Origin of the sequence: Wolbachia endosymbiont (group A) of Crataerina pallida (assembly GCF_964028475.1) — a bacterium.
GTDB classification, from domain to species: domain Bacteria; phylum Pseudomonadota; class Alphaproteobacteria; order Rickettsiales; family Anaplasmataceae; genus Wolbachia; species Wolbachia pipientis.
Genome location: NZ_OZ034785.1, coordinates 39,131 through 65,413, shown reverse-complemented (window position 1 = coordinate 65,413; position 26,283 = coordinate 39,131). Strand labels below are relative to the sequence as shown.

At 36.1% G+C, this 26,283-nt stretch carries 17 protein-coding genes, 1 tRNA gene and 3 pseudogenes; 12 read left to right on the top strand and 9 right to left on the bottom strand.

Going from position 1 to position 26,283, the window contains the following annotated elements:
- Positions 1 to 33 precede the first annotated feature (33 nt).
- The gene (locus tag ABWU55_RS00285) at positions 34 to 1,563 is read left to right on the top strand and encodes a UDP-N-acetylmuramoyl-tripeptide--D-alanyl-D-alanine ligase (protein WP_022626416.1); all 1,530 of its coding nucleotides are present in this window, start codon (positions 34 to 36) and stop codon (positions 1,561 to 1,563) included.
- A 50-nt stretch (positions 1,564 to 1,613) separates the two neighbouring features.
- A complete protein-coding gene (locus tag ABWU55_RS00280; RefSeq protein ID WP_010082395.1) occupies positions 1,614 to 2,564 on the top strand; it encodes a complex I NDUFA9 subunit family protein in 951 nt (316 codons plus the stop codon).
- Between the two features lie 8 nt (positions 2,565 to 2,572).
- Here ABWU55_RS00280 and ABWU55_RS00275 read toward each other — a convergent pair.
- Positions 2,573 to 2,646 (bottom strand) — tRNA-Arg (locus ABWU55_RS00275).
- Positions 2,647 to 4,076: 1,430 nt separating this feature from the next.
- On the opposite strand from ABWU55_RS00275, the gene terL reads away from it, so the two are divergent.
- Together terL and topA are read left to right on the top strand one after the other, a co-directional pair.
- On the top strand, positions 4,077 to 5,528 hold the full coding sequence (terL, locus tag ABWU55_RS00270) for a phage terminase large subunit (RefSeq protein ID WP_353286335.1): 1,452 nt from the start codon (positions 4,077 to 4,079) through the stop codon (positions 5,526 to 5,528).
- A 276-nt stretch (positions 5,529 to 5,804) separates the two neighbouring features.
- A complete protein-coding gene (gene topA, locus ABWU55_RS00265) occupies positions 5,805 to 8,255 on the top strand; it encodes a type I DNA topoisomerase (RefSeq protein ID WP_353286334.1) in 2,451 nt (816 codons plus the stop codon).
- 178 nt (positions 8,256 to 8,433) lie between these two features.
- Here the strand turns inward: topA and ABWU55_RS00260 are convergent, their stop codons facing one another.
- Complete coding sequence (locus ABWU55_RS00260) at positions 8,434 to 9,261, bottom strand: rhodanese-related sulfurtransferase (protein WP_264705317.1); 828 nt, start codon at positions 9,259 to 9,261, stop codon at positions 8,434 to 8,436.
- Between the two features lie 129 nt (positions 9,262 to 9,390).
- Between ABWU55_RS00260 and ABWU55_RS00255 the strand changes: the two genes are divergently transcribed.
- A complete protein-coding gene (locus ABWU55_RS00255; protein WP_264374021.1) occupies positions 9,391 to 10,989 on the top strand; it encodes an ABC transporter permease in 1,599 nt (532 codons plus the stop codon).
- 10 nt (positions 10,990 to 10,999) lie between these two features.
- Here ABWU55_RS00255 and ABWU55_RS00250 read toward each other — a convergent pair whose 3' ends face one another.
- The 4 genes and pseudogenes from ABWU55_RS00250 to apaG form a co-directional block, all read right to left on the bottom strand.
- Positions 11,000 to 11,770: an Rpn family recombination-promoting nuclease/putative transposase gene (locus tag ABWU55_RS00250; RefSeq protein ID WP_353286333.1), complete on the bottom strand. Its 771-nt coding sequence runs from the start codon at positions 11,768 to 11,770 to the stop codon at positions 11,000 to 11,002.
- Entirely contained in the window at positions 11,767 to 13,314 is a 1,548-nt protein-coding gene (ltrA, locus tag ABWU55_RS00245) for a group II intron reverse transcriptase/maturase (protein WP_151807757.1), read from the bottom strand. The genes ABWU55_RS00250 and ltrA (ABWU55_RS00245) overlap by 4 nt, the downstream gene beginning before the upstream one ends.
- 633 nt (positions 13,315 to 13,947) lie before the next feature.
- Positions 13,948 to 14,193, bottom strand: a pseudogene (locus ABWU55_RS00240) (PD-(D/E)XK nuclease family transposase); the annotation flags it as partial.
- A gap of 177 nt (positions 14,194 to 14,370) precedes the next feature.
- Positions 14,371 to 14,772 carry a Co2+/Mg2+ efflux protein ApaG gene (apaG, locus tag ABWU55_RS00235; RefSeq protein WP_007549064.1) on the bottom strand — a complete coding sequence of 134 codons (402 nt, stop codon included), beginning with the start codon at positions 14,770 to 14,772 and terminating at the stop codon, positions 14,371 to 14,373.
- Between the two features lie 96 nt (positions 14,773 to 14,868).
- On the opposite strand from apaG, the gene ABWU55_RS00230 reads away from it, so the two are divergent.
- Positions 14,869 to 15,933 (top strand): 5-(carboxyamino)imidazole ribonucleotide synthase, encoded by a 1,065-nt coding sequence (locus ABWU55_RS00230; protein WP_353286332.1) that lies wholly within the window; start codon positions 14,869 to 14,871, stop codon positions 15,931 to 15,933.
- Between the two features lie 1,036 nt (positions 15,934 to 16,969).
- Here ABWU55_RS00230 and ABWU55_RS00225 read toward each other — a convergent pair.
- Positions 16,970 to 18,163 (bottom strand): bifunctional 2-C-methyl-D-erythritol 4-phosphate cytidylyltransferase/2-C-methyl-D-erythritol 2,4-cyclodiphosphate synthase, encoded by a 1,194-nt coding sequence (locus ABWU55_RS00225; RefSeq protein WP_209472538.1) that lies wholly within the window; start codon positions 18,161 to 18,163, stop codon positions 16,970 to 16,972.
- 405 nt (positions 18,164 to 18,568) lie between these two features.
- Positions 18,569 to 19,401: pseudogene (locus tag ABWU55_RS00220) on the bottom strand (IS5 family transposase).
- Between the two features lie 91 nt (positions 19,402 to 19,492).
- On the opposite strand from ABWU55_RS00220, the gene ltrA (ABWU55_RS00215) reads away from it, so the two are divergent.
- Positions 19,493 to 20,659, top strand: coding sequence for a group II intron reverse transcriptase/maturase (gene ltrA, locus ABWU55_RS00215; protein ID WP_353286331.1), 1,167 nt, complete (start codon positions 19,493 to 19,495; stop codon positions 20,657 to 20,659).
- A 140-nt stretch (positions 20,660 to 20,799) separates the two neighbouring features.
- Here the strand turns inward: ltrA (ABWU55_RS00215) and ABWU55_RS00210 are convergent, their stop codons facing one another.
- The gene (locus ABWU55_RS00210) at positions 20,800 to 22,329 is read right to left on the bottom strand and encodes an N-acetylmuramoyl-L-alanine amidase (RefSeq protein WP_353286330.1); all 1,530 of its coding nucleotides are present in this window, start codon (positions 22,327 to 22,329) and stop codon (positions 20,800 to 20,802) included.
- A 68-nt stretch (positions 22,330 to 22,397) separates the two neighbouring features.
- On the opposite strand from ABWU55_RS00210, the gene ABWU55_RS00205 reads away from it, so the two are divergent.
- The 5 genes and pseudogenes from ABWU55_RS00205 (at position 22,398) to truA (ending at position 26,245) form a co-directional block, all read left to right on the top strand.
- Positions 22,398 to 22,568, top strand: a complete 171-nt coding sequence (locus ABWU55_RS00205; protein WP_010082675.1) for a J domain-containing protein — start codon at positions 22,398 to 22,400, stop codon at positions 22,566 to 22,568.
- A gap of 104 nt (positions 22,569 to 22,672) precedes the next feature.
- Complete coding sequence (locus ABWU55_RS00200; RefSeq protein ID WP_006280242.1) at positions 22,673 to 23,902, top strand: cytochrome b; 1,230 nt, start codon at positions 22,673 to 22,675, stop codon at positions 23,900 to 23,902.
- A 368-nt stretch (positions 23,903 to 24,270) separates the two neighbouring features.
- A complete protein-coding gene (locus ABWU55_RS00195) occupies positions 24,271 to 25,029 on the top strand; it encodes a cytochrome c1 (protein WP_010963022.1) in 759 nt (252 codons plus the stop codon).
- Positions 25,030 to 25,313: 284 nt separating this feature from the next.
- A pseudogene (locus ABWU55_RS00190) lies at positions 25,314 to 25,445 on the top strand (IS630 transposase-related protein); the annotation flags it as partial.
- A 62-nt stretch (positions 25,446 to 25,507) separates the two neighbouring features.
- Entirely contained in the window at positions 25,508 to 26,245 is a 738-nt protein-coding gene (gene truA / locus ABWU55_RS00185; protein WP_010963021.1) for a tRNA pseudouridine(38-40) synthase TruA, read from the top strand.
- The last annotated feature ends 38 nt before the right edge of the window (positions 26,246 to 26,283 follow it).

The window sequence follows — 26,283 nt, the reverse complement described above, 5'->3', positions numbered from 1 at the left end:
TTGTTCAATTTATTATAAAGAATACTCTAAATTATGTTTAAATGGAACACAAATAATATCATTGATGCAACTGGCGGAAGAGACGTAAATGGTTGTAATTGGATACATAGCTCAAATATTTCAACGGACACAAGAAGCATAAAAAAAGGTGATTTATTTATTGCCCTCAAGGGAAAGAATTTTGATGGCCATAATTTTTTGCATGAAGCGTTTTTAAAAGGGGCTATCGCTGCAATAGTGAGTGAGGGTAAATATAAAAGTTTCCCTCTCATTATTGTACAAGATACCCTGAAAGCTTTGCACGATATGGCATCATATTACATTAGAAATGTTCTTATTGATGCTAAAGTTATTGCAGTTACAGGCAGTGTCGGAAAAACCACTACAAAGGATATGCTACACACTGTTTTATCGCAATATGGAGTGTCCCATGCAAACGAAGGTAACTTAAATAATAATATAGGATTGCCTTTGACAATTCTGAAAGCTCCAAAAAACTGCCAGTACTTAATTCTTGAAATGGGAATGAATAAAGCTGGTGAAATAAAAGAATTATCAAAAATTAGTAATCCGAATATTGCAGTTATTACCAACATCGAACCTGCACATACTGAAAATTTTTCATCACTATTTGACGTTGCACAAGCGAAGTTAGAAATTCTGTATGGTATGAAAAATAACGGTACTTTGGTTTTAAGCAGAGATAATAAATATTATGATTATCTCTCATCACACGCCAATAGAAATGTAATAAGCTTCGGTAAAGATAAAAATGCTGAAGTTTGTTTACTAAACTTAATAAGAAACGATGAATCTTCTGTCATTTCAGCACTATCTTCTGTCATCCCAGTGCTTGACTACTTGGATCCAGGAAGTTCAATTGCAAATGAGCATATCAGACGGTTGTATAATAAAGACTGGATTCCAGCGTCACGCGCTGGAATGACATCAAACCGAGTTGCTAATAGATTAAGTTTAAAAATCAGGCTGAGTGATAATCAAATTATAAACTGTAATTTACGTGTACAAGGTGAGCATTTTGCTTATTCGCTACTTGCTGTTGCAGCAGTTGTGCAAAGCCTCGGACTTGATTTATCAAAATTACCACTTGCACTTAAGAATTTTAGTGTAGCGAAAGGTAGAGGCAATATTCATAAGGTCAAATGCAATAAAAAATATATACATTTAATTGATGACTCCTATAACGCCAGCCCTGCTTCGATGAAAACTGCAATAAAAACTTTGAGTACATATTCTAATCAGAGAAAAGTAGCTTTGCTTGGTGATATGTTGGAACTTGGTGATGAAAGCATAGAGTTTCATACAGATTTGGTTAAGATTATCACAGAAAATAATATAGATAAAGTTTATACAGTTGGTAAATTTATGTTAGAATTGCATGAGCTTTTGCCAGATAATATAAGAGGCACGCATTTTAATGATTCTAATCAATTGAAAAGTGATTTAGCTAACATTATTCAGAATAATGACGCAATTCTAGTTAAAGGCTCACGAGGAATGAAAATGGATCTTATTGTACGGGAATTCGTAATAAAATATTAAGCGAAATCATTGTATTAATTTACAGTAACAAATTATTAGGAACTTTAATTGTGACAAAACGTGTAATTATTTTTGGTGGAACGGGGTTTATAGGGAAACACATCGTAAGACGCTTGGCAGCAGAAGGATATTTAATAAAGATATTCACTCGTAATCAGGAAAAAGCTGCTTGTTTAAAATTGTGTGGCAATTTAGGACAAATATCAATATTTAAAGGCGATTTTTTTGATGAAAAATCAGTTCTGGATGGTATGGAAGAATGTGATGTAGCTATAAACTTAGTGGGAATATTATATGAAGCAAAAAAGCACGATTTTTACGCTGTTCACGTTAAAATAGCTGAAAGGATAGCAAAAGCTGCAAAAATGAAAAATGTACCTATGATGATACATTTTTCTGCTATGGGAATAGAAAATAGCAAGTTGTCAAAATATGCCAAAAGTAAATTGGAAGGTGAAAAAGCTGTAACTTCAGCATTTCAAAAAGCAATAATAATTAGGCCAAGCCTTGTATTTGGTAAAGAAGACAACTTCTTTAATAAATTTGCAAGATTAGCAACTATTCTTCCTTTCTTACCACTAATTGGCAATGGAACAACTAAATTTCAGCCAATATGTGTAACAGACTTAGCTGAAGTGGTATATCGTATTATCAGTTTTAATAAGCAAGACAAGAAAATTTATAACATGGGTGGACCAAAGGTTTACTCTTTCAAAAGCTTATTGAAGTTTATTCTGAATGTTACTAACAGAAAGTGTTTGTTGATCAATGTATCTTTTCCAATGGCAAAGTTAATAGCTTTCTTTTTAGAAAATAAAATTATTTCTATGCTGCTAAAACCAATAACCGGAGATACGAACCCTATGCTTACTCAAGATCAGGTGAAAGTTATGATGAATAGTTCAATCGAAAAGTCAGTTGACCTTGAAACAATGAAGGTTCGACCATTAGCAATTGAAAATGTGGTGCCAGAGTACTTGAAGATTTATAGAAAGTATTGATAAAAGAGTGTGCCCGGTGGGATTCGAACCTACGACCCACAGCTTAGAAGGCTGTTGCTCTATCCAGCTGAGCTACGGGCACACAACATATATAAAATGCTTCTTAGTACAAGTGAAGTCAAGTACTTCGTGTGAATATGATGTTTATCTTGCGACACCTTGTCATTGCAGTTGTGTGTCGCGCGCTGCCAAAATTGGATGCGAGAAGTCTATTTATTTTAGAAAATATTATATAGAAACTTACTTGACACCCTTCGCCAGCGCCCTTATCATGATAGTGAAGCTATTGTATTTGCTTTCGCCAATCTGCAGATTAAAAGGTAAGGATTACTTAATGTGTCGGCGTCTTATGTTCAATTTTTTGCAGTATATAGATACTGTATGTCTTTACAAAACTTCATCTACATCTAGATTTTTATCTAAATAAGCTGAACGCGCTTATAAAGCGTTACAAGACATCAAAAAATGCCAATACTCGACAGAGATAGTAAAAGACTAGCTAACTCGGGGATTCTTTGTCTTTTTTTCTGCTTAGTAAATTTCTTAAACATTTGCAGCGTAGGTTAGTTGCAATTAAAAGCGGCTGAATCTCGCTTGTCAAGCGTTTAAAACATAAAAAACGCCAATATTTTAAAGCGGATAATAACCACGGGGATTCTTTTGCCTTTTTTTTCATTTGGTAAATTTCTTAATATTTATAGCTAAACAACAACCGTCATCCCGCTACGTGTTAGCGGGATCTATGCTTTGAGATACCGCGAATGAATCGCGGTATGACGGTGTAGATGATGGTTAAGTAATTCGTCATCCCGCTGCTTGTTAGCGGGATCTATGTTAAGAGATACCGCGAATGAATCGCGGTATGACGGTGTAATGATGGTTAAGTAATTCGTCATCCCGCTGCTTGTTAGCGGGATCTATGTTAAGGTATAGTAGGGGATCTATGTTAAGAGATACCGCGAATGAATCGCGGTATGACGGTGTAATGATGGTTAAGTAATTCGTCATCCCGCTGCTTGTTAGCGGGATCTATGTTAAGAGATACCGCGAATGAATCGCGGTATGACGGTGTAGATGATGGTTAAGTAATTCGTCATCCCGCTGCTTGTTAGCGGCTAAGAGATACCGCGAATGAATCGCGGTATGACGGTGTAATGATGGTTAAGTAATTCGTCATCCCGCTGCTTGTTAGCGGGATCTATGTTAAGGTATAGTAGGGGGATCTATGTTAAGAGATACCGCGAATGAATCGCGGTATGACGGTGTAATGATGGTTAAGTAATTCGTCATCCCGCTACGTGTTAGCGGGATCTATGCTTTGAGATACCGCGAATGAATCGCGGTATGACGGTGTAGATGATGGTTAAGTAATTCGTCATCCCGCTACGTGTTAGCGGGATCTATGTTAAGAGATACCGCGAATGAATCGCGGTATGACGGTTAAGTAAGGTGTCATTCCAGTGCTCCTTTTTTTGTCATCCCAGCGTCACGCGTTGGTTTCAACATTATATCATGAACTTTCTAAAATTCATTGAACTGTGCTTTCAAACGGTAGTGCCGGGGTGTGAGTATAACGATTATCAGTATATAAAAGTCATAGCAGATAGGCTGGAAGCAGCGAGCGCTGGTGAAGTGAAACGAATAATATTCAATATGCCTCCGCGCTCGATGAAGTCCATGTGCATAAGCGTTGCGTGGCCCGCATGGATACTGGGAAACCAACCAACTGCGAGAATAATAGTTGCAAGTTATTCTCAGCGGCTCAGCGAAAAGCACTCGCTCGACACCAGGTGCGTGATGCAGTCTAGTTGGTATAGAGCGCTATTTCCAGAGATAGAACTATCCAAAGACCAGAATACAAAATATAAATTTCAAACAGTGCAGAGAGGATACAGAATCGCAACATCAGTTGGTGGAACACTAACTGGTGAAGGTGGTGATTTTATCATTGTGGACGATCCGCTCAGTTCTGCTCAAGCTTTGAGTGAAACGCTTAGAAAGCGTGCCACAAACTGGTTTGATCAGACTTTAGTAACCAGGCTGAACGATAGAAAAAAAGGAGTCATCGTTCTTGTAATGCACAGGCTACACCAGGAGGACTTAACTGGACACCTTCTCTCCAAGCCAAAAAACATATGGCATCATATTTGTTTGCCAATGATTTCTGAAAATAAGCAGGTTATTTATTCAATCAAAAAGCCAATACCTCCCGTTCCTACCATCCGAGTAGCTCAGCACTGTGCGACCAGGCGATTATATAATAAACCAGCGTCACCTGTAAGGATATTATATTCAAGAGAAGAAGGTCAGTTGCTATATCCCCTCGATGGAGGAAAAGAAGAAGTTGAGACGATAAAAGTTGAACTTGGGAGTTATGCTTTTGCTGCGCAATATCAACAAAACCCTCTGCCGCTTTCAAGTGGTATAGTCAAACGAGAGTGGCTAAAGCGCTATAAAAATGTTCCTGATAATCTCTCGCATGTAACACAAAGTTGGGATACTGCGGTTTCAACAAGCGACATGAGCAACTTTAGTGTCTGCACCACCTGGGCAAAAATAGATAATAAATTCTATTTACTTGATGTATATCGCGCAAAGCTTGAGTATCCAAAGCTTAAAGAACAAGTTTTATCACTAGCTGCAAGATGGTCACCACACGCGATTTTGATCGAAGCCAAAACAAGTGGTCAGCAATTAGCACAAGAGCTGAAGGCAAACAGTCATTTGCCCATTATCGAAATAGTGCCACATGATGGTAAGCTCACTCGATTCCACCGGATTGCTCCGATGATAGAGTCTGGCAGGATTATTTTGCCGCATCAAGCAGTATGGCTAAATGATTTTGAGTATGAAATTTTAATGTTTCCAGAAACGCGCCACGACGACCAAGTGGACAGTACCGTGCAATATTTGCAGTGGGTGAGAAACAGTACCTCTAGGGTTACGGCTGTACGGGCATTGTGATTTGAGAGCAATTTCCACAAGGGAGGATGTCATCCCAGCGCTCCTTTTTTTGTCATGCAAGTAGCTGACACTGGAATCTAGCTTCTCGTTGCTGCTGCGATCATATACTATTGTAATGAGCCTTCAAAGTCACTTAAAAATAGCAACGTCCAAGGGTTTTCTGAAAAGGTCCCACAACCCGGTTCGTAAAATTCACAAGAACCATTAAAATATTTTTTTACTTTTCATTGTATATTTCTCAACATATTATCTTTAAGTACTAAAATAATTAACAATATGGCATTATTAATAGTTGAATCACCTGCGAAAGCAAAGACAATAGGTAAATATTTGAGTAAAGAGTTCAAAGTAGCTGCATCCTTTGGACATGTGAGGGATCTTCCAGCAAAAAACGGTTCTGTCGATCCGGATAATGATTTTGCTATAAAGTATGAAACCATTGAAAAAGCAGAAAAGTATATAAAAGAGCTAGTAAAAGCCGCAAGCAAAACATCAGATATATATCTTGCAACAGACCCAGACAGAGAAGGGGAAGCAATGGCTTGGCATGTGATAGAGACATTAAAAGAAAAGAAAGCAATCAGTAATGAAAACAACATTTATAGAGTAGTCTTTAATGAGATAACAAAAAGAGCAGTACAAGAAGCAATAAAAAATCCACGTGAAATTAATATGGATTTAGTGCGTGCACAACAAGCACGTAGAGCTTTGGATTATCTAGTTGGATTTAGTTTGTCACCACTGCTGTGGACAAAATTGTCGGGAAGCAAGTCTGCAGGGCGAGTGCAGTCTGTTGCATTAAAGATTATATGCGAACGAGAAGATGAAATTAGTAAATTTATAACACAGGAGTATTGGAGCATAAAAGCAGAAATGCAAAATAGCAAAGATGAGGCTTTTTTTGCTATGCTAAGCCACTATGACAATAAAAAGCTAGAAAAATTTGATATTAAGAATGAAGAAGAAGCAAAGAACTTAGTCAGGGAGATTGAATCAAGGCAATATGCTGTAAGCACAGTAGAACGCAAGCAAGTTAAGAGAAACCCGCTTCCTCCGTTTATTACTTCAAGTCTTCAGCAAGATGCAGTGAATAAACTGTATTTTAATGTGAAAAGTGTTATGCGCATAGCGCAAAATTTATATGAAGGTATCGATATTGGTGGTGAAACTGTAGGGTTGATAACTTACATGCGTACAGATGGGTTTCATATTGCAGATGAGGCTATAAACTCAATTAGAGGGTCAATTAAGTCATTATATGGTGATAAATATTTACCGCAGTTTCCTCGTAAATATGTAAAAAAGGTCAAAAATGCTCAAGAAGCACATGAAGCAATTCGTCCAACTGATATCAATAGAACGCCGGGTAGTATTAAGGATTACTTAACGCCAGAGCAATTTAAATTGTATGATTTAATCTGGAAAAGGACCATTGCAAGTCAAATGGAGTCGGCGATTCTTGATCAAGTGGTAGTCGAAATTAGTTCTACTGACCAGAAAGTAATTCTGCGAGCAAGTGGATCAAGTATATTCTTTGATGGTTTTTATAGAGTCTACCAAGATAACATGGAAGCCGAAAATGAAGGCCTGCTACCTGCCATGAAGGAAGGGGAAGCATGCAAGCTGATTTCAGTTGAGCCAAAACAACATTTCACTCAACCGCCACCTCGTTATAGTGAAGCAAGTATCGTTAAAAAAATGGAAGAAATCGGTATAGGTCGACCATCAACTTATGCAACAATTATTTCGGTATTACAAGATCGTGAGTACGTTTCATTGGATAGCAAAAGGTTTATTCCAAGCAGTCGTGGTAAAATCGTTACTATATTTTTAGAAACTTTTTTTCAGCGTTGTGTAGAGTATGATTTCACAGCACAAATGGAAGAAAAGCTTGATTTAATTTCAAATGGACATGCAGATTGGAAAAAAGAATTAGGCCACTTTTGGGTGCCATTTTTTGGTCATGTAAACTCTGTCAAGCAAATGACGCATGATGAAGTTTTCAGCGGCATTCACGATTTGGTAATCGATTGGTTTTGTTCAGAAGAAGGAAAAAAAGAGGTGAATACAAAATGCCCTGCTTGCTCTGATGGCATATTGAAATTGAACTTTGGAAAAGCCGGGGTGTTCCTTGGATGTTCTAACTATCCTGAATGCAACCATACAAAAGAAATTACGGGCAGTAACGACAATTCAGAATATCCAAAAAGTTTAGGTATAGATGATATAACAAACCAAGAAGTGATGATCAAAAAGGGTCCTTTTGAACTTTATCTGGAGTTTAATAACGAGTTAAAAAAGAAAAAAACGGTTTCCATACCAAAAGATATAAATGTTAATGAGATTGATCTGAGCACCGCTACTCAGTTACTTTCCTTGCCAAAAGTAATCGGAGAACACCCTGAAACCGGAAAGGAAGTAAAAATATGCCTTGGACGATTTGGGTACTATATTTTCTATGATGGTAAATACTTTTCTCTTAAGAAAAGCTCCAAAGAGGTGCTGAATACAGAATTGAGCGAAGTTGTACAAATTATTGCAAACAGTCCACGCAAAGAGTTAAAATCTCTCGGGGTTAATGAAAAGGGAAAAGAAGTTTTTATCTGCAACGGTAGGTACGGATTCTATATAAAATGCGGTAAAACAAACGTTGCTTTGGGCAAGAGTGCAGATATTGAGAGTATAGATCTGGAGAAGGCTTTAGAGTTGATTAAGGGTAAGAAGTAGACTTCTTGCATAACCATTATCTACGTTAAAAATCAGCTTTTTTGTCATTCCAGCGTGTGACGCTGGAATCTAGAAAAAAAGAACCTGGATGCCAGTGTCTGGGCACTGGCATGACACCCTTTCTGGTAGAGGTTGCTCTCAAATCACAACGTGCATACAACTGCAGCAGTATGATGTTTTATTTATTATAGCTATAACACTGAAGTTTACAATCAGAACAAACCACTTGGCCACGTGGAACTGATTTCAGTTTATCAGTTGAAACTTGATTTGAGCAGAATATGCATTTTATTGTGTTGCTTGGAGTAAGTGAGTTATCAACAGCAATTCTATCATCAAAAACAAAACATTCTCCTTTCCAATTACCATTTTTATTATAAGTTTTTTCAAGGTAAGAAAGAATGCCGCCTTTAAGATGGTAAACATCACTAAATCCAAGGCTTTTCATATATGCTGTAGATTTTTCGCATCTAATCCCACCAGTGCAGTACATAGCCACTTTCAGGTCTTTACTCTCAGAAAATGACTCTGTCCACTGAGGAAACTCACGGAAACATTGTGTGTGTGGATTAATTGCATTCTTAAACTTGCCTAATTTCACTTCATACTCGTTTCGTGTATCTATTACTAAAACGTCAGGTTGAGAAGTAAAATCATCCCAATGCTCTGGATCAACATATTTACCCTTAAGGGAAATATCAAGATTGCTTACACCAAGATTCACAATCTCTCTTTTTAATTTTACCTTCATCTTGCTAAATGGTTGATATTCTGCTGCACTCTCTTTCCATGTAAGGTCCCTTAGCCTATAATCAGAACGTAGAAAATCGAATATTTTATCAATTGCGTTTCTTTCACCAGATATTGTTGCATTAACACCCTCTTCTGCAAGGAGTATAGTGCCCTTTAACTCAACGTTGTTGCATGCAGCTTTTATTTCGTCTTTCATGTCATAATAATTAGAGAGTTCTACAAAGTGATAGAAAGTTGCAATGACGAAGCTCATGATTATTCACTTATCAACTAAAAACATGATATACAAAATTATAAAGATATTCAATAGTACGGCTGTTAATTACTGGATATCTTCAGTTTTTACATATAACATTTTAATATAAAATATAGATTCAAATTAATGTTTTTAAGAGTATTTAAAAATATATTCTTATTTTTAGTAAGTATATTATTCGTCTGTCCTATACTATCGTTAATATCAATCTTATTTACAGATTCAGCGAATTCCGAATGGGTAATCAGTACACTTTTTCCTGAATATATACTGAGTACGTTAATTTTGATGGTAGGAGTAGGGGGAATATCTTTCATATTTGGAGTAATTCCAGCTTGGCTCACCACATTTTTTTCATTTCCTGGAAGTAAAATTTTTGAGATTGCTTTATTCTTTCCAATATCGATTCCTGGATATATAGTAGCGTTCGTCTATGTAAATACACTAGAGTTTTCAGGTCCGGTGCAGAGCTCATTAAGAGACATTTTAGAGTGGAGCAAAGGTGACTATTGGTTTCCTGAAATAAAATCCCTAGGTGGTGGAATATTAGTAATGGGATTCAGCCTATATCCATACGTTTATATGTTAGTCCGCTCAAGTCTAAAGAATGTTAGTAACTCAGTCACTATTGCGTCAACACTTGGGTTCTCCTCATTGAAGAGCCTGTTTTCTGTCATCATACCCTCCATACGCCCATCAATTATAGCTGGGTTGTCTTTGGTACTAATGGAAGTAATTACAGATTTCGGCACACCACAGTTTCTTGCTATCGATACTTTCACAACAGGAATATATCGCACCTGGTTTTTACTGCATGACAAATATTCAACTACTGTTTTAGCAGTTGCAGAGTTGATTTTCGTTGCAACACTAATAGCTATCGAAAAAAAACTACAAAAAAAAGGAATATCCTACTCTTCAATCAATACCAATTCAGATTATCACAACAAACGGAGTATAAGTGGCACTATACCATTGATCTTTGCTTATCTTATGTGTGTATTGCCGATATTAATAGGTTTTATTTTGCCAATGATTCCGCTCATATATTGGAGCATAGAGAAGGGGTTTTTCATATATGAAGCAAGATTCTATAACATAATAGCAAATAGCGTTAGTTTATCATTCATCACTGCACTAATCTCAATTAGCATTGCAATAATTATTGGATATACGGCGCGTAAAAATAAGGTAATCAATAATGTAGCACGTCTCATTTCTTTAGGCTACGCAATTCCAAATGCAATTATCGCAATTAGCATAATAATATTTTTAAGCAGAATATCCTCTTTCATTACTCAATATATTGTGGAAATTAGCTTGGTAGGAACTATTGGCGCATTAGTTTACTCATATTTATTTCGTTTTTTTGCTATATCTTTCAAGGCGGTAGAGTCAGGGCTCAAAAAAACACCAAATGAAATTGAGTGGACTGCATATACTATGGGTCATGGACCTATTTCCACATGTTTGAATGTTCATATCCCTCTCATCAAGAAGAGTATATTATCGGGATTTTTGCTCGTATTTATGGATACTATCAAAGAGCTCACAGCAACACTTATTATAAGACCATTTAATTTTGAAACTATATCAACTAGAATATATGAACTTGTAAGCGATGAGCGCTATAGAGAAGCTGCCCCATTTTCGTTAATAATAGTTATAATAGGCTTAATCTCTACAATAACCTTATTTACACTTGATGATAAGGATAAAAAATAAACGTAACCGTTCACAGATTTCCACTTAATTCTTCAATCTCACTAATAGAAAGGCCAGTAAACTTGACAATAGTGTTGACATCAACATTATTAGCCAGCATTGCTTTTGCGACTTCAATTTTCCCTTCAATTTTCCCTTCCTCTTTACCAATTTTTTTGCCTTTTTCAGTAGCAAGATCAAGTCTGTATTCAAGAATGGCTTCTTCTTTGCGTAGATCCATTATCCTTTCTTCATAGGCTACTAAATCTTTTTCGTTCCAACGAAACTTGTCTAACTCATCATACGCCAGCTTTATTATTGGTGCTTTTTCTGCTATCTCTTTTAAGTCCTCTTCTGTTGTTTCTTCTGCATATTTAAAAAAGAAACACCACCTTTCTATTGTACTTTCTAGCTGCTCTACTTTACTTTTTGAAAATTTGGGCAATTCTATAAAGATAAATTGAAAATCTTTTAAGTAATGGCCGTTAGTTTTTATATCACGTATATTGTGAGTAGAAATATAATCAACTTCTTCAGGAAGTAAGTTACAATTTGATATAGCAATAAAGAAGACTTTCTTTAAATCAATGTAGTTGCCAGATTTATCTAATTGTCTTGAGTAGGCTTTAGCGGCATATAATTGAGCGCGTTTTTCGAAGCCCTTGTCTCTAGCGAGCTGGTCAGGTAAGGAAGCAGTATTACTACTACCCCCTCCCTTAGAAACGCAGCATGCAGGTTTCCCCACACTACGCTTGAGCCCCTTATCTAAGTTCTTCTTTTCTAGAACCGGCTTGTCCTTCATGATTCCTCAGGAAACATCATTCTTAATGGTGACACCAACAGTAGAGAACCTTCTCTTGAGAAAGAGCTTGCTAACATTCTTGTTCGTTTCACTCTCTCATCAAAATACTTTTTCCATTTTAAGTCAAGGGGATTTGCATCCGCTCTGATTTTAACATGTCGTCTGATAGGTATATCAATCAGCTTAAGCAGTCTTAAATACCGTATCTCTTTTGGTTTGTTCTTGCATATGGGTGCAGCAAAGACCCATTGGCGTTGACCCATTACTTTGAAGTAACGATTCTTTATCCAACGTAATCCTTTACGAGGATGTCTTTTCTTTGCCCATTTCCATAAACTATGCCAAATTTCATTGTCGATCTTTCTAAACGCTTTTTTAGCACACACATGGTGATAGTAATTTCCCCATCCTCTCAGTAGAGAGTTGAGTGACTTAATTACTATAGCCTGAGTGTTCGCTATATTTGCTTTTATCAATGTACGTGCTTTATTAAGAAGTCTTTTAATACTTTCTTTCGAAGGTTTAATAATTAACTTCTTATTATATCTACGTACATTACAACCAAGAAAGTCAAACCCTGTTGTGATAGATGTAATCTTTGTCTTCTCTTCTGAAAGAATTAAACCTCGCTCATGAAGAAAAGATGATACTAAAGGCTTAACTTCATTTTCCAGTACTTCATGTGTGAAACCTGAAATAATAAAGTCGTCTGCGTATCTGATTACGTTCACTCCACTTCTGATTTTGTTTCTTCTTCTACTGCCGAGTTTACCAAATCGACTTTCCAATAACTTTTCAAGTCCGTTTAAGGCTAAATTGGCTAGTATTGGAGAAATTATACCACCTTGCGGGGTACCTGCAGTTGTGGGATACAGAGTTTTCGATTCTAGGAAGCCAGCTTTTAACCAACTATGCAGAATTTTCTTCTCCATAGGAATATGCTTCATAAGCCATTCATGATTAATGTTGTCAAAGCATCCTTTGATATCACCTTCAAGTATCCATTGTAGTTGATTACGACTTGCCAGTAACAAATGACAAGCTACTGTAGCATCTGCACAGGATCTTTTAGGCCTAAAGCCATAGGAGTGACGATCACTGATTGTTTCAGCTATCGGTTCCAGAGCAAACAGATATAATGCTTGCATGGCTCTATCTTTTATCGATGGTATTCCAAGAGGTCTTCTTTTGCCATTAGATTTACTGATATAAATCCGTTTTAGCGGAGAAGGTTTATATCCTCTTTGCTTTAACTGCTTTATTCCTTGAAATTTAGCATTGCAAGTTGACCATAATTGACGATCTACACCCGCTGTGTTTTTTCCTTGGTTTTCAGTTACTCTCTTAACAGCCAAAGCTTTTCCGCTAAAAGAGCGTGTGAGAAGATGTTGTAAAGCTTTTACCTTACCCCATCTTCCTTTTTGGACAGCCTTAACAATACGTCTTTGTAGCCTCACAATAACTTTCTGGCATTTCTTCCATGGCAACTGCTTCCATGCTTCAAAGCTTTCGGTAGATGCACTTACAGGTTTACTTGTAATCATCTGCTTTCCTACCTTAAGTGGTTAACAAAGTTTCTTGTCACGAGGGACCAAACGGAAGTCTGCTCGTTTTCACGCGAATTAATGTTACAAATTCTATCCATTTCGTTACAAAATGGCATTCGCTTTCTCCATTCTCCTTTACCTGCACTTCCATCAGCATTCCTTGCGGTTTGCTTGCCATGTAGGCGAAAATACAGGCTTACCCTGTTCCTTCTGTCATACAACAGTGGGTTAGGTGACTTCTCTATACCGGTGGAGTTATTATTTGCGTACATCTAGAAATGAGAAATGTAACTTATCCACATTACCTTTTTGGTTAGAGCTTATCAGCATCTTTAGCTCCTTCATAATTACGATACTTTGAAGTTTCACTTACGTTCACCATACCACTAGCCTAGCTCTCCAACCACATGATGCTTGTAGTTTATGCTCCTCTCACGATTGAGCATCTTCTTTTTCAAGAGGAGGTTCATTGTCCGCATCGCTTGGCACCAACCGGTTGCCCGATTCGCACTGATGCGTAGACTCAGATGGCAAAACATCTGGTTTAATAAGTTTTAGAATCCTTTCAGTTTCTTTCTGGAGGAATTCCTCTCCTTTTAAACAATATGACCGAAGACTTTCAGGTCGCACCATTTCTGCTATATATCTATTTCCGTGAGAATCCTTGCAGAGAACATCAACAATACTTTGTTTATCAGAGGCAACTTCGGGATCCATAATAGTGCTAAGAAACTCAACTTCTTGTATTGCATTTATCTCAGTAAACCCTAAAATATCGTTCAAAAAGTGGATCAGGATATTCTTATTTTTTTCCGTTCCAAAGATTTTTTTGAAACACAAATCATTGCGAGGATCGAGAAATTTTGAAAGAGCCATGGCAAAAATGCTTGAAAATATTAATAATTATACACTATTATTAACAATTATTCAACCATATTTTTGAAGATAGCTAGTTTCTGTATTTATTTTAAATTGAAGAAAGCTCAAATGAAAGATCGTGCTTTGCTAAAAATCACAGAATGCAGTCTGGTTACAAATAAACTATTTTGACAGTTAATGGGGTCTAGTTTTGATGTATGGACTATCCAAAGAAAAGGGTGGTATCATAACTTCAAAAACTTTTATGCTTTCTTCATTCAGAAATTCATACTTACCCTGCATTATTCCTGACGGTACATTTAAGTATGTTCCACTTGTGTATTTAAATACCTCTCCAGATTTTATCACAGGTTGTTCTCCGATAACACCAACTCCGGCAATTTCATTTACTTTTCCCTTATAATCTATTATTTGCCAATGACGACTTAACAATTGAATAGTTGATTGGCTTTTGTTTTTTATCTTAACGTTATACATCCATACATAGCAATTTTCATAAGGAATGGATTGCTCTTCAATATAAATTGGTAAAACTGTAACTTCAACAAAGTTGGTAGTTAGTGTGTATTCTATCATTATAAAATATTCATGATAAGAAAATAGTATTTTAATTATATACTTTTTTCATAGATTTTTCAAGTATACTTTAATTAGGAAATATCAATTTATAGTATGAATGAACCAGATGCGCTGAGCAAAAAAGTAATAGGAATAATAGGTGGTGGACAATTAGGTAAAATGACTGCTATCGCTGCAACAAAACTTGGACAAAAAATACATGTTTTTGCCAGTGCTAAAGACGATCCAGCTTGTTCTATTGCTGATGATTTCACAATAGCAGATTTCTCTGATAAGAAAGCGCTTGAATCTTTTGCACAGAGTGTGGATTTGGTCACTATTGAGTCTGAAAATATTCCATGTAGTGCAATTGATATCGATGTAAATTTTTATCCGGGTAAAAAAGCGTTACACATTGCGCAAAATAGGCTTAGAGAGAAAGATTTCATTAGAAGCTTGAGTATAAAAACTGCTGAATACAAAAGTATACAAAATTATAATGAGCTACTGAAAAGCAGTAGAGCTTTTGGCTATCCAACAAGGCTGAAAACAACAGAAATGGGTTATGATGGAAAAGGGCAATATGTGCTTGAGAATGATTCTGAAGTGAAGCAATTTGCTTCCTTTGATTGGAATACAGAGTACATTCTTGAAGCAAGTGTTGATTTACTGAAAGAGGTTTCAATAGTCGTTGCAAGAGATAAAAACGGTAAAGTAGCTTTTTTTCCTATAGCAGAAAATTACCACGTTGATGGAATACTTGATACTTCAACAGTGCCAGCTAAAATAGATAGTAAATTAACTCAAGAGGTACAACGAGCTGCAAAGAAAATAGCAAATGCGCTTGATGTAATAGGAATTCTGGCTATTGAATTTTTTGTTACTAGGGATAACGAATTGTTAGTTAATGAACTAGCTCCAAGACCTCACAATTCTTGCCACTGGAGCTTGGATGCATGTAACGTTAGTCAATTTGAACAGCTAGTTAGGATAATATGCGGGCTACCTATGCAGGAAGTAGTATTACGCTTTCCTTGTATGACGAAAAATATAATAGGTAATGATATATATGATTCTCATAAGTATTTGAGCAACGAAAAAGCTAGTTTAACCATATATGGGAAAAAAGAGGTTAGGGATAAGCGTAAAATGGGACATGTCAATATAGATTTAAGTTAACAGTTTTTCTACGTCATACCGCCACAACTGTACGAACATTGTGATATGATGAGATGTTACATAGTAAACGGTGTCATTCTAGCACCTCTTTTCCCGTCATCCCGCTGCTTGTTAGCGGGATCTCATTTCACTTTGTGAAGGTGTCATCCCAGCACCTCTTTTCCCGTCATTCCGCTGCTTGTTAGCGGGATCTCATTTCACTTTATGAAGGTGTCATCCCAGCACCTCTTTTCCCGTCATTCCGCTGCTTGTTAGCGGGATCTCATTTTACTTTATGAGGGTGTCATCCGAGTAGCCCCTTTCTCGTCATCCCGCTGCTTGTTAGCGGGATCTCATTTCACTTTATGAAGGTGTCATCCGAGTAGCCTGACTACTTGGATCCAGGAATTTTATTAAGTTGGTAAGCATAAAAGTGGCTGATCTTATGTTAAAACACAACGTTCTTGATGAGATTACAGCAAGGCTGGATTCCAGCGTCAGCTACTTGAATGACAGCAGTCCTACGTCATGCCGCCGCGGTATCTCTAGATCCCGCTAACAAGTAGCGGGATGACGATTGTCGTTTAGCCATAAATATTAAGAAATTTACCAAATAAAAAAAAAGGCAAAAGAAGCCCCGTGGTTGGCTAATTACTTACATTATACTTTCAAGTATGGCGTTTTTTTATTCTAAACGCTTAATAACCGCGATTTAGTTGCTTTTAAGCCGCAACTAATCTAAATTATAAACATTAAGAAATTTACTAAACAGAAAAAAAGGCAAAAGAAACCCTAGGGTAGCTAGTTATTCACTATCCATTTTTTAAATCGGCGTTTTTTGATGTTTTAAATGCTTTATAAGCGCATTTCTGCTTATATTAGGTAAAAACCTAGAAATTTTATAAAGACATAAGGTGCACATAGTGCAAAAAATTAAACATGGGACGCCAGATACGTGAGTTTTTTTGTCATTTAATCTGTACAGAGAAGATAAATAAATAGCTTCAGTTTCATGATAAGGGGGCTGGCGAAGGGTGTCAAGTAAGTTTTTTCGTTTCTATTCCCAATAAAAGTTTGTATGCAATAACACAGAAGCATGCACTGCTATTCCTTCATTTCTTCCAATATAACCTAATTTCTCTGCAGTGGTTGCTTTGATATTTACAAATTCATCATCAATTTCTAATGCTTTTGATATGAATTTCTTCATTTCTACTTTGTAAGGCGATATTTTAGGCTCTTCACAAACTATAGTAATATCTAAATTAGACACGCTGTACCCTTTTTCTTTTGCTTTTTTAGCAGCAAAGTCAAGAAAGTGAGATGAATTGCAATCTTTCCATTCAGAGGAACTAGGAGGAAAGTGCTCTCCTATGTCGCCACATCCCAGTGCTCCGAGTATTGCATCAACGATTGCATGTATTGCAACATCACCATCAGAGTGCGCTTCTATTGCCATGTTGTGTTCAATTTTCACACCGCAAATTTTTATAAAGCTTTCAGCACCATTTTGAACTTTAATGAACTTATGTATATCATAACCGGCTCCGACACGAAATTTTGGCTCTTCAAAAAGAAGCTTTGCCATATTGATATCCTCTTTTGTGGTTAACTTAAAATTGCTTTTCTCACCTTTAATAATCGCAACATGTTTTTTGTGCTCTACCATTAGTGATGAATCGTCAGTAAATTCTTTGACTGATTGATGGCATGATAATAATTCTTTGAAATTAAAAATTTGAGGGGTTTGTATGGCTCTGAGCTTTCCTCTTGAAATCGTAGATTCAATAAAACTATTACTCACCAATGACATAGTGTCTTCAACTTCTATTGCTGGAACTACTCCTGTATATTGATCATTAATCATAGATTCAACCAAGTTATCTATCAGAACATCTGACACAAAAGGCCTACAAGCATCGTGTATAACTACAAAATCTGGGTTAATTTTTTGTAAGCTTTCAAGCCCTAGTTTAACTGAACTTTGCCTGTTTTCTCCTCCGTATACAGGGCTTAGTAATTTAGTGTCTGTAATGAGTGATATAGCTTTCTCATAGAAACTTTCATGGTCTCTATTAATTGCTATTCTTATGTAATCTATATATTGGTTAGCCAGAAATCTTTTAATTGTATGAAATAAAACAGATTTACCTGCCAGTTTTATATATTGCTTAGGAATCGTAGAATTGCATCTACTGCCTACTCCCGCTGCAACTATTAATGCTGCTATTTTGTATTTCTTAGCGCACATATTTCTTTTTGTAGAAGCTTTCCTCTCTATCCAAGATTCTTTCCGAAAAATAAAATTTCTGACATCATATAAAAGTTACTTCCCCTATTAACTAGCATAATTATAATAGCAAAAGAGATATTTAGAGAGCTCAAAATCTATCTTTGCCTGCGGATTAAACAACTAAATTTTAGTAAAAAACGATAGTATTACAAATCGTAAAATACTTTCAACATAGGAAAAATAAATTGCATATTTTTCAGTAAATTAGCTATGCTAAACACATGCAAAAACGTCATATAACTATTTGTTTCATACTGCTTTTTATAATAGGGATGTTATTCCTGATGCGTACTATGATTTTTCCATGTTTAATATCTATTATTATTGCATATTTGTTTAGAGGTTGTCCGGAAACTAGTAAATTCAAGCATATTCCCTCTTTAACATAACCCTACTCATAGCTAGGTATATGAAATTCTCAGTGGATGTTGTGAGTAAATCATACTCCTTCGATAGCCTTCTATTCCTATTAACCCAAGCAAAAGTCCTTTCTACAACCCATCTTCTTGGCTGTACTTTAAACCCTTGTTCTCTTGTTGGTAGTAGCTCAGGTGGCGTATCTTTGTGCACCCAAAATCTACATGGAGGCCTTTTAACAATTTCAATATCTATGTCATATTCTTCCTTTATGTGATTCTTTAAATTTCTTCCTTGGTATCCCATGTCAGCCCACATTTTTTTAACTTTAGTATATTTTGTTCTCATATTGTTTAATGCTATTTTAATACCATCTCTATCATTTTCGTTAGCAGCGCCTACGTAACAACCTAGTATAAAACCCTGAGTGTCTGTAATTATATGCCTTTTTCTACCCTTTACTTTTTTACTTCCATCATAGCCTTTGATCCCCCCTTTTCTGTAGTCTTTACAGATTGACTATCTACTATACAGGCACTCGGCTGCTCATTCCTTCCTATTTTTCTTCTACTATATTTTGTAATTTCATAATTCATTTTCTCAAAAATTCCCTGCTTCTTCCATTGCCTGAACTGCTCATACACAGTCTTCCATAGCGGAAAATCATTTGGTAAATACCGCCATTGACACCCTGTACGCAATACATAGAAAATTGCTTCTAATATTTCTCTTTTGCTATACTTTGGCGGCCTTCCTCCTTTCTTGTATGATACTCTGAAGTGTTTTTCTATTCTTGCCCATTCCCTTTCGCTTAGATCTGTTGGATACTTTTTTCTCATCTTTACCCCGTACTAAAATTTCAGATATTATAGCCTTTTACTTGTTTCCGGACAACCTCTAAAACGCAACAAGGCTTGTGGTATAGATCGTGTGACAGTGGAAGCTTATGGAGAAAATCTAGAAGAGAAACTTAAAACACTAGTGGATAGTATGAAGAGAAAACAATATCAACCGCTACCAGTGAAAAGGGTATACATACCCAAAGCCGGGAGCAAAGAGAAGCGCGGTCTCGGAATACCATCAACGGAAGATAAGTTGGTACAGGTAATGCTAAAGAAGATATTAGAAAATATTTATGAAGCAAACTTTATGGACAGCTCGTATGGATTTCGACCAGGAAGAAATTGTCATCAGGCGATAAACGCTCTAGATAAAGCAGTTATGCACAAACCAATTAACTATATTGTAGAAGTGGATATCAAGAAGTTCTTTGATAATGTTCAACATAAATGGCTAATGAATTGTCTAAGGGAACGAATAGCTGACCCAAATTTATTGTGGTTAATAAAACGATTTCTAAAGGCAGGAATAGTCGAAGTTGGATGTTATAAAGCAACCGATCAAGGCACACCACAAGGTGGTATAGTAAGCCCTGTATTAGCTAATATATACTTACACTATGTGCTGGACTTATGGTTTGAAAAGAAATTTAAGCCAAAAGCCAGAGGATATTTACAGCTAATAAGGTTTTGCGACGATTTTGTAGTTGGCTGCGAGAGGGAAGAAGACGCAAAAGAATTTCTAGAATTACTGAAACAAAGACTAAGTAAATTTGGGTTGGAAATAGCTGAAAATAAAACAAAAATAGTAAAGTTTGGTAAGAAAGAATGGTATCAAGCAGAAAGAGAGAAACGTAGGACGGCTAGCTTCAACTTTCTAGGATTTACACATTATTGTGGAAAAAGTCGTAATGGTAAACTTATGATGAAGCAGAAAACTTCAAAAATAAGCCTAGCCAGAAAGATTAAAGAAATCAAAGAATGGTTGAAGATGGTACGAAGTCGTATCTGTCTCAAAGATTGGTGGCAGAAACTTAAAGCCAAACTAACAGGACACTATAGCTACTTCGGAGTTAGCGGAAATTATCGGTGTTTGATTCAATTCTATCGACCGGTAACAAAGTTAGCATTTAAGTGGATAAACCGACGTAGTCAAAAGAAAAGTATGGATTGGGAACAATTTATACACTATTTAAAAGTAAATCCATTACCAAAACCAAAGGTATATGTTTCTTTATACACAGGAGCACTAGTGTGAACGCTGTATTGTGGAGCCGTGTGCGGGAAATCCGCAAGCACGGTTCTTTTGGGGAGACTATGGTTATGAGACCAAATCGCTGGTTTCAAGGTCATGAGTCTCTACCAGACTAAAAAAGTGATCTTAAAAAAAGTTTTCGTTTAACGAATTTCTTCCTTTGCTTTTTCTAAATACTCCAATATTGCTTCATGTAGTGCAGTCCATGTTATCTGTTCTTCCAGGGAAGGTATAAATTCTTGTCTCCAAGCATTCTTAAACTCCTGAAACCACTGTTTTTCAAAACCCTGAAATTCTAAAGAAATATCTACTTTAAAGCTATCAATTAAACTGGAAACTTCTGCAGCTTTAGAGCTATCTAGTGATTTTAAAGATAACACTCCACTCTTTAAAATCTCTAACTCTTCCAATACATTAAGCTTAAATGGTTTATAGAGTGAAGACCATATGCGATATCTTAAATAAGAATCATAGTATAACTTAATTTTGTACATTAAAGTGGTAGATGCATCAGGAGAAATGTTATTCTCATATTGTGCAAGAGAAGATAATAAATTCTCATAATCTACTTTGCTTAAACATGGTTGTAGAGTCGATTTAATTTTTTCACTAAAGGTTAGATAACTAGAAGAAATGCCATGACTATATTCACTAAAGAATTCAGGAAATATATCTGCTTGTTCTAGTTTAAGAGGTAGATCTTTTCTAATTTCTCTTGGTAAATTATGTATTGAAAACTGATAAATAACCCATACAAAATTCTCATCAAACTCATCTGAGTAATCAGCATTATTATCAGGAAAAATTACATTACCTTTCTTATCATTCCAAGGTTCTATCTTATAGAAAAATCTGTTCAGCCTTTGTTTTAATTTCAAAATACCTTCATTTCTATCACCTGCTTTATACAATGTTTTGCCCATTTTGTGTTTAGCATCTTTAGGGTTTATTCTGTCACTTATGTGCAATCCAATTTCATTTTTCTCTAATAACTCCCAATCAAACAATTTGTGTGGATCTGGTTTACGCATTGTATAGCCAAGCTCTGGATCATACACTATAGTTCCTATTTCAGAATGACTAAATATCATATCCCTTTTAATTTTAAAACGCTCCATAAGGTATAAAATCAGCTCTTTAACAGATCTCATTTGCTCTTCCGGAAAAGGCTCAAGTCCTGTGTTTACAATTTCAATACCTACAGAATAGTTGTTAAGCTTCCGTAACTCTTCAAGCTTACTATCTACCTTAACTCCTGCATAACTAATACCAGCATGCCATGCTTCTTTCTCTAATGGAACCATTAAGGTGATGCTGCCATCCCTATCGACAATAAAATGAACTGACAATCCTCTAGCATTCAGCGTATCTTTTGTACCTTTTAGTGTTGATGTTTCAGTATGGTGAACTATAACCATTAACACTTTTTTACCTGCCCTATCACCATAATTTAAAGCTGAAGCTGGATCTAAAAATAACAAATCCTGATCTTTCAATAATGGTAATTTTTCTTGTAAATCTTGAAAATCATTCTCGATATTGCTTGAACTGGATACTTGCCCAGATATGAGAAATGCTGAGACAGTAATCAGTAAAACTAATAAATATTTGTTGACTTTAGATAGTTGGATTTTCATACCATCTTCATAAACACTTTGTAGATAATTTTTCATTATATAGTTAGAATAGGGTTGTTGAATAAATTTACAAGACAAAATCATACTAGTCTGGTAGTAGTAACATGTTCAGAGATGGAGCATTTAAAGTGCTAGGAATAGATTCTGGAGCGAACCAAAATGAAATCAATAAAGCATATCAAAATTTAATGAAATTAGTTCACCCAGATAAAGGAGGCTCGGAATATTTTGCACAAAAATTAAACGCAGCACGTGACAGGTTGCTGAAGAGGTAATTAATATTGCTTTAAAGTTTTTATTTGTGCGTAAAGGATAAGTTGCTACAATAAAAAAATAAGATAAAAGTAGCAATGGACATGTGTTCAGAAAGGTTTAAGTTATGCAGGAAGATAACAAAAAAGAAACAATAAAAGAAGAAAAAGGCATATTAGGATGGATAGAATATAGATTGCCTATATTTTCTTTTCTAAGACACACTGCTTCTTACCAAGTGCCAAAAAACTTAAATTATGCTTGGAACTTTGGCTCTTTGGCTGGTATAGCGCTGATTTTACAAATAATAACAGGTATATTTCTTGCTATGCACTACACTCCGCATGTTGATTATGCGTTTAATAGTGTAGAGCGCATAATGCGAGATGTGAATTACGGGTGGTTAATACGCTACACTCACGCTGTTGGAGCATCGCTCTTCTTTATGGTAGTCTATGTTCATATAATGCGTGGATTATATTACGGATCTTATAAAAGACCGAGAGAGATGGTGTGGTTTATTGGAATATTTATATTTTTTGCAATGATGGCAACTGCCTTTATGGGATATGTATTGCCTTGGGGACAAATGAGTTTCTGGGGTGCAACAGTTATAACCAACTTATTTTCTGCTATACCTTTAATTGGCAATAAAATAGTTATATGGTTATGGGGTGGTTTTTCAGTGGATAACCCAACACTTAACCGTTTTTTCGCTCTGCATTATCTTCTGCCTTTTGTTATTATTGCTTTAGCTATGCTTCATGTGATAGCTCTGCATAGGTTTGGCTCTGGTAACCCAAGTGGAGTGGAGGTAAAATCAGATAAGGATACCATCCCTCTCTATCCTTATTATATAGTCAAGGATTGCATAACTTTTGGTCTGTTTTTTGTAGTTTTGTTCGCATTTGTTTTCTATGCTCCCAATTATCTTGGGCATCCAGACAATTATATAGAAGCTGATTCTATGGTCACTCCGGTACATATAGTGCCAGAGTGGTATTTTTTACCTTTTTATGCAATGCTACGTTCAATTCCAGATAAACTTACTGGTGTGCTTACCATGTTTGCGTCTATTTTAGTGTGGTTTTTGTTACCTTGGCTTGATAAATCAAAAGTTAAAAGTGGTGCTTATCGCCCGGTGTTTAAGAAATTTTTTTGGGTTTTTGCAATAAATTTTGTACTTCTTGCCTGGCTTGGAGGACAAGAGGTAAAAGAGCCTTACATCACTATGAGTAGGCTATCTACTCTTTATTACTTTGCATACTTTGTGATAGTTTTACCACTGCTTAGTAAGTATGAAAAGCCAAAAGAACCACCAAAAACCTTAAGTGATTCTGTGCCGGAGATGAGGTGATGTCAATTCAAAGCAGATCTCTTACAAAATTCTCTGTCATCCCAGAGCTCTCTTCTGTCATCCCAGAGCCCTCTTTTGTCATCCCAGTGCTTGACACTGGGATCCAGAAAAAAAATAAATGGATTCCAGCATCATGTACACAATTGTATGAACGTTGTATACAACACACAGTGTCATTCCACTATCTTCCGTTGTCATCCCAGTGCTTGACACTGGGATCCAGGTATAAAAATACTTACAAATCATGCAATGGACAACAGATTCTAGGAGTGCATGATAACCATAATGTCAGTGATGAAATAAGCTGGATTCCAGTGTCAGCTACTTGCATGACATCAATTCGAAATTTACTAAAACAGTGGTTATGCATGGGATCTAATGTATTTGCAATCTTCTGCATGTTATTTCTATCTAGTCTTATATCTGCAGAAGAATTTAAATCATCACCAAATAAGAAAATAGACTGGAAATTTGATGGAATTGTCGGATCTTTCGATAGAGAGTCAATTCAGCGTGGCTATAAAGTGTATAAAGAAGTCTGTGCTGCTTGTCATTCAATGAATAGGGTAGCATTTCGTAATTTGCAAGATGTCGGTTTTTCTGAAGAAGATGTAAAACAAATAGCAGCTTCTTATCAAGTTAAAGATGGTCCGAATGATTTGGGTGAAATGTTTGACAGACCTGGAGTACCTTCGGATTATTTTATTGCGCCTTTTGATACAAAAGAAGCAGCTGCAGCAAGCAACAATGGTGCAGTCCCACCAGACTTATCATTAATTATTAAAGCAAGGCATGATGGTGCAAATTATGTCTATTCATTGTTAACAGGCTATCAAAACGGCGAACACGATGAAAATGATTTATATTTTAATTCGTATTTTCCAACAGGCAGATTAGCTATGGCGCCACCACTTTCTGAAGGAATGGTGGAATATGATGGTGCAAGGCAAGCCACAGTTGAAAATATGGCGTATGATGTGATAAATTTTTTACAATGGGCAGCAGAGCCAGAATTAGAGCGCCGGCATAAACTTGGATTAAAAGTAGTGGCGTATTTTATAATTTTAACAGTGTTTTTTGTATTAACTAACAACAAAGTTTGGAGCAAGCTCTATAAAAAGAAGTGATAGTCAATTTTGCCTCAAGCACAATGGTTGTCATCCAAGTAGCTAACACTGGTTCCTTTATGACGGTGTCATCCGAGTAGCTGACACTGGGATGGCTTTGTCGCATCGTACCTTATACGGTAATAATTTACGATAAATTCATGTAGCCATTTCGAATTTAGCCATACCAATGTCAGTAAATTTATTAAGCAAACAGCACTTAATGAGCAGTTCTTTTTCACGATTTATAGCTCTTTTCATAGAAGTCCGGATGTGATAAGGATAGATAATGATAAGGAGGTTGAATGCCAGCAGCATATAGTTATGATTTAAGAAAAAAAGCAATGGAGGCGCTAGACGAAGGAGAAAGCAGAGAAGCAGTGGCAGCAAGATTTAAGATTGGACGAACTACTTTATGGGAGTGGCAGCACCGTAGGCTTGACCATAAATTATGTTAAGATAGAAAATGACTATTTTAGATAGAGCTTGATGTAATGCAGTGCGATACAAAATAACGGTAGAATATAATGGTAGTAATTTCTCTGGTTGGCAAAAACAGCAACACTCTGCTAACTCAATCCAGGAGAAGATAGAAAATGCTATATTTAATTTTAGTGGTGAGAAAGTTACTTTGTACTGTGGTGGCAGGACTGATGCAGGAGTTCATGCTTTAGGACAAGTTGCTCATTTTGATATGGAAAAGGAATTTGAGCTTTATAGAATAAGGAATGCAATAAACTATCATTTAAAATCAATTCCTATAGTCGTGCTTAATGCAGAAGTTGTAGATGATGCGTTTCACGCACGGTTTTCAGCAAAAAAAAGATATTACGAATATAGAATAGTTAATCGCTATGCTCCTGCCGCTCTGGAGACGGGTTATGTATGGCAAGTGTTTAGCCCACTTGATGTAAATATTATGCGTGAAGCTGCTAAACATCTACTTGGAAAACATGACCTTTCAAGTTTCCGTTCAAAAGATTGTCAAGCCGCAAATCCGATAAGAACAATTGATGATATCGATATAATACAAAATGGGAATCATATACACATCAAAATATCTGCTATTTCCTTTTTACATAACCAAGTGAGGATTATTGTGGGTACTTTAGTTGAATTTGGAAAAAATAGAACCAATCCGCAAGAAATGCTAAATATATTAAACCAATGCAAAAGAAGTGCCGCTGGAGTTACTGCACCACCTTTTGGCTTATATTTGGTAAAGATAGATTACTAATTTAATAAAAGCTAGTGAAATAAGTGCCATACCGCCAC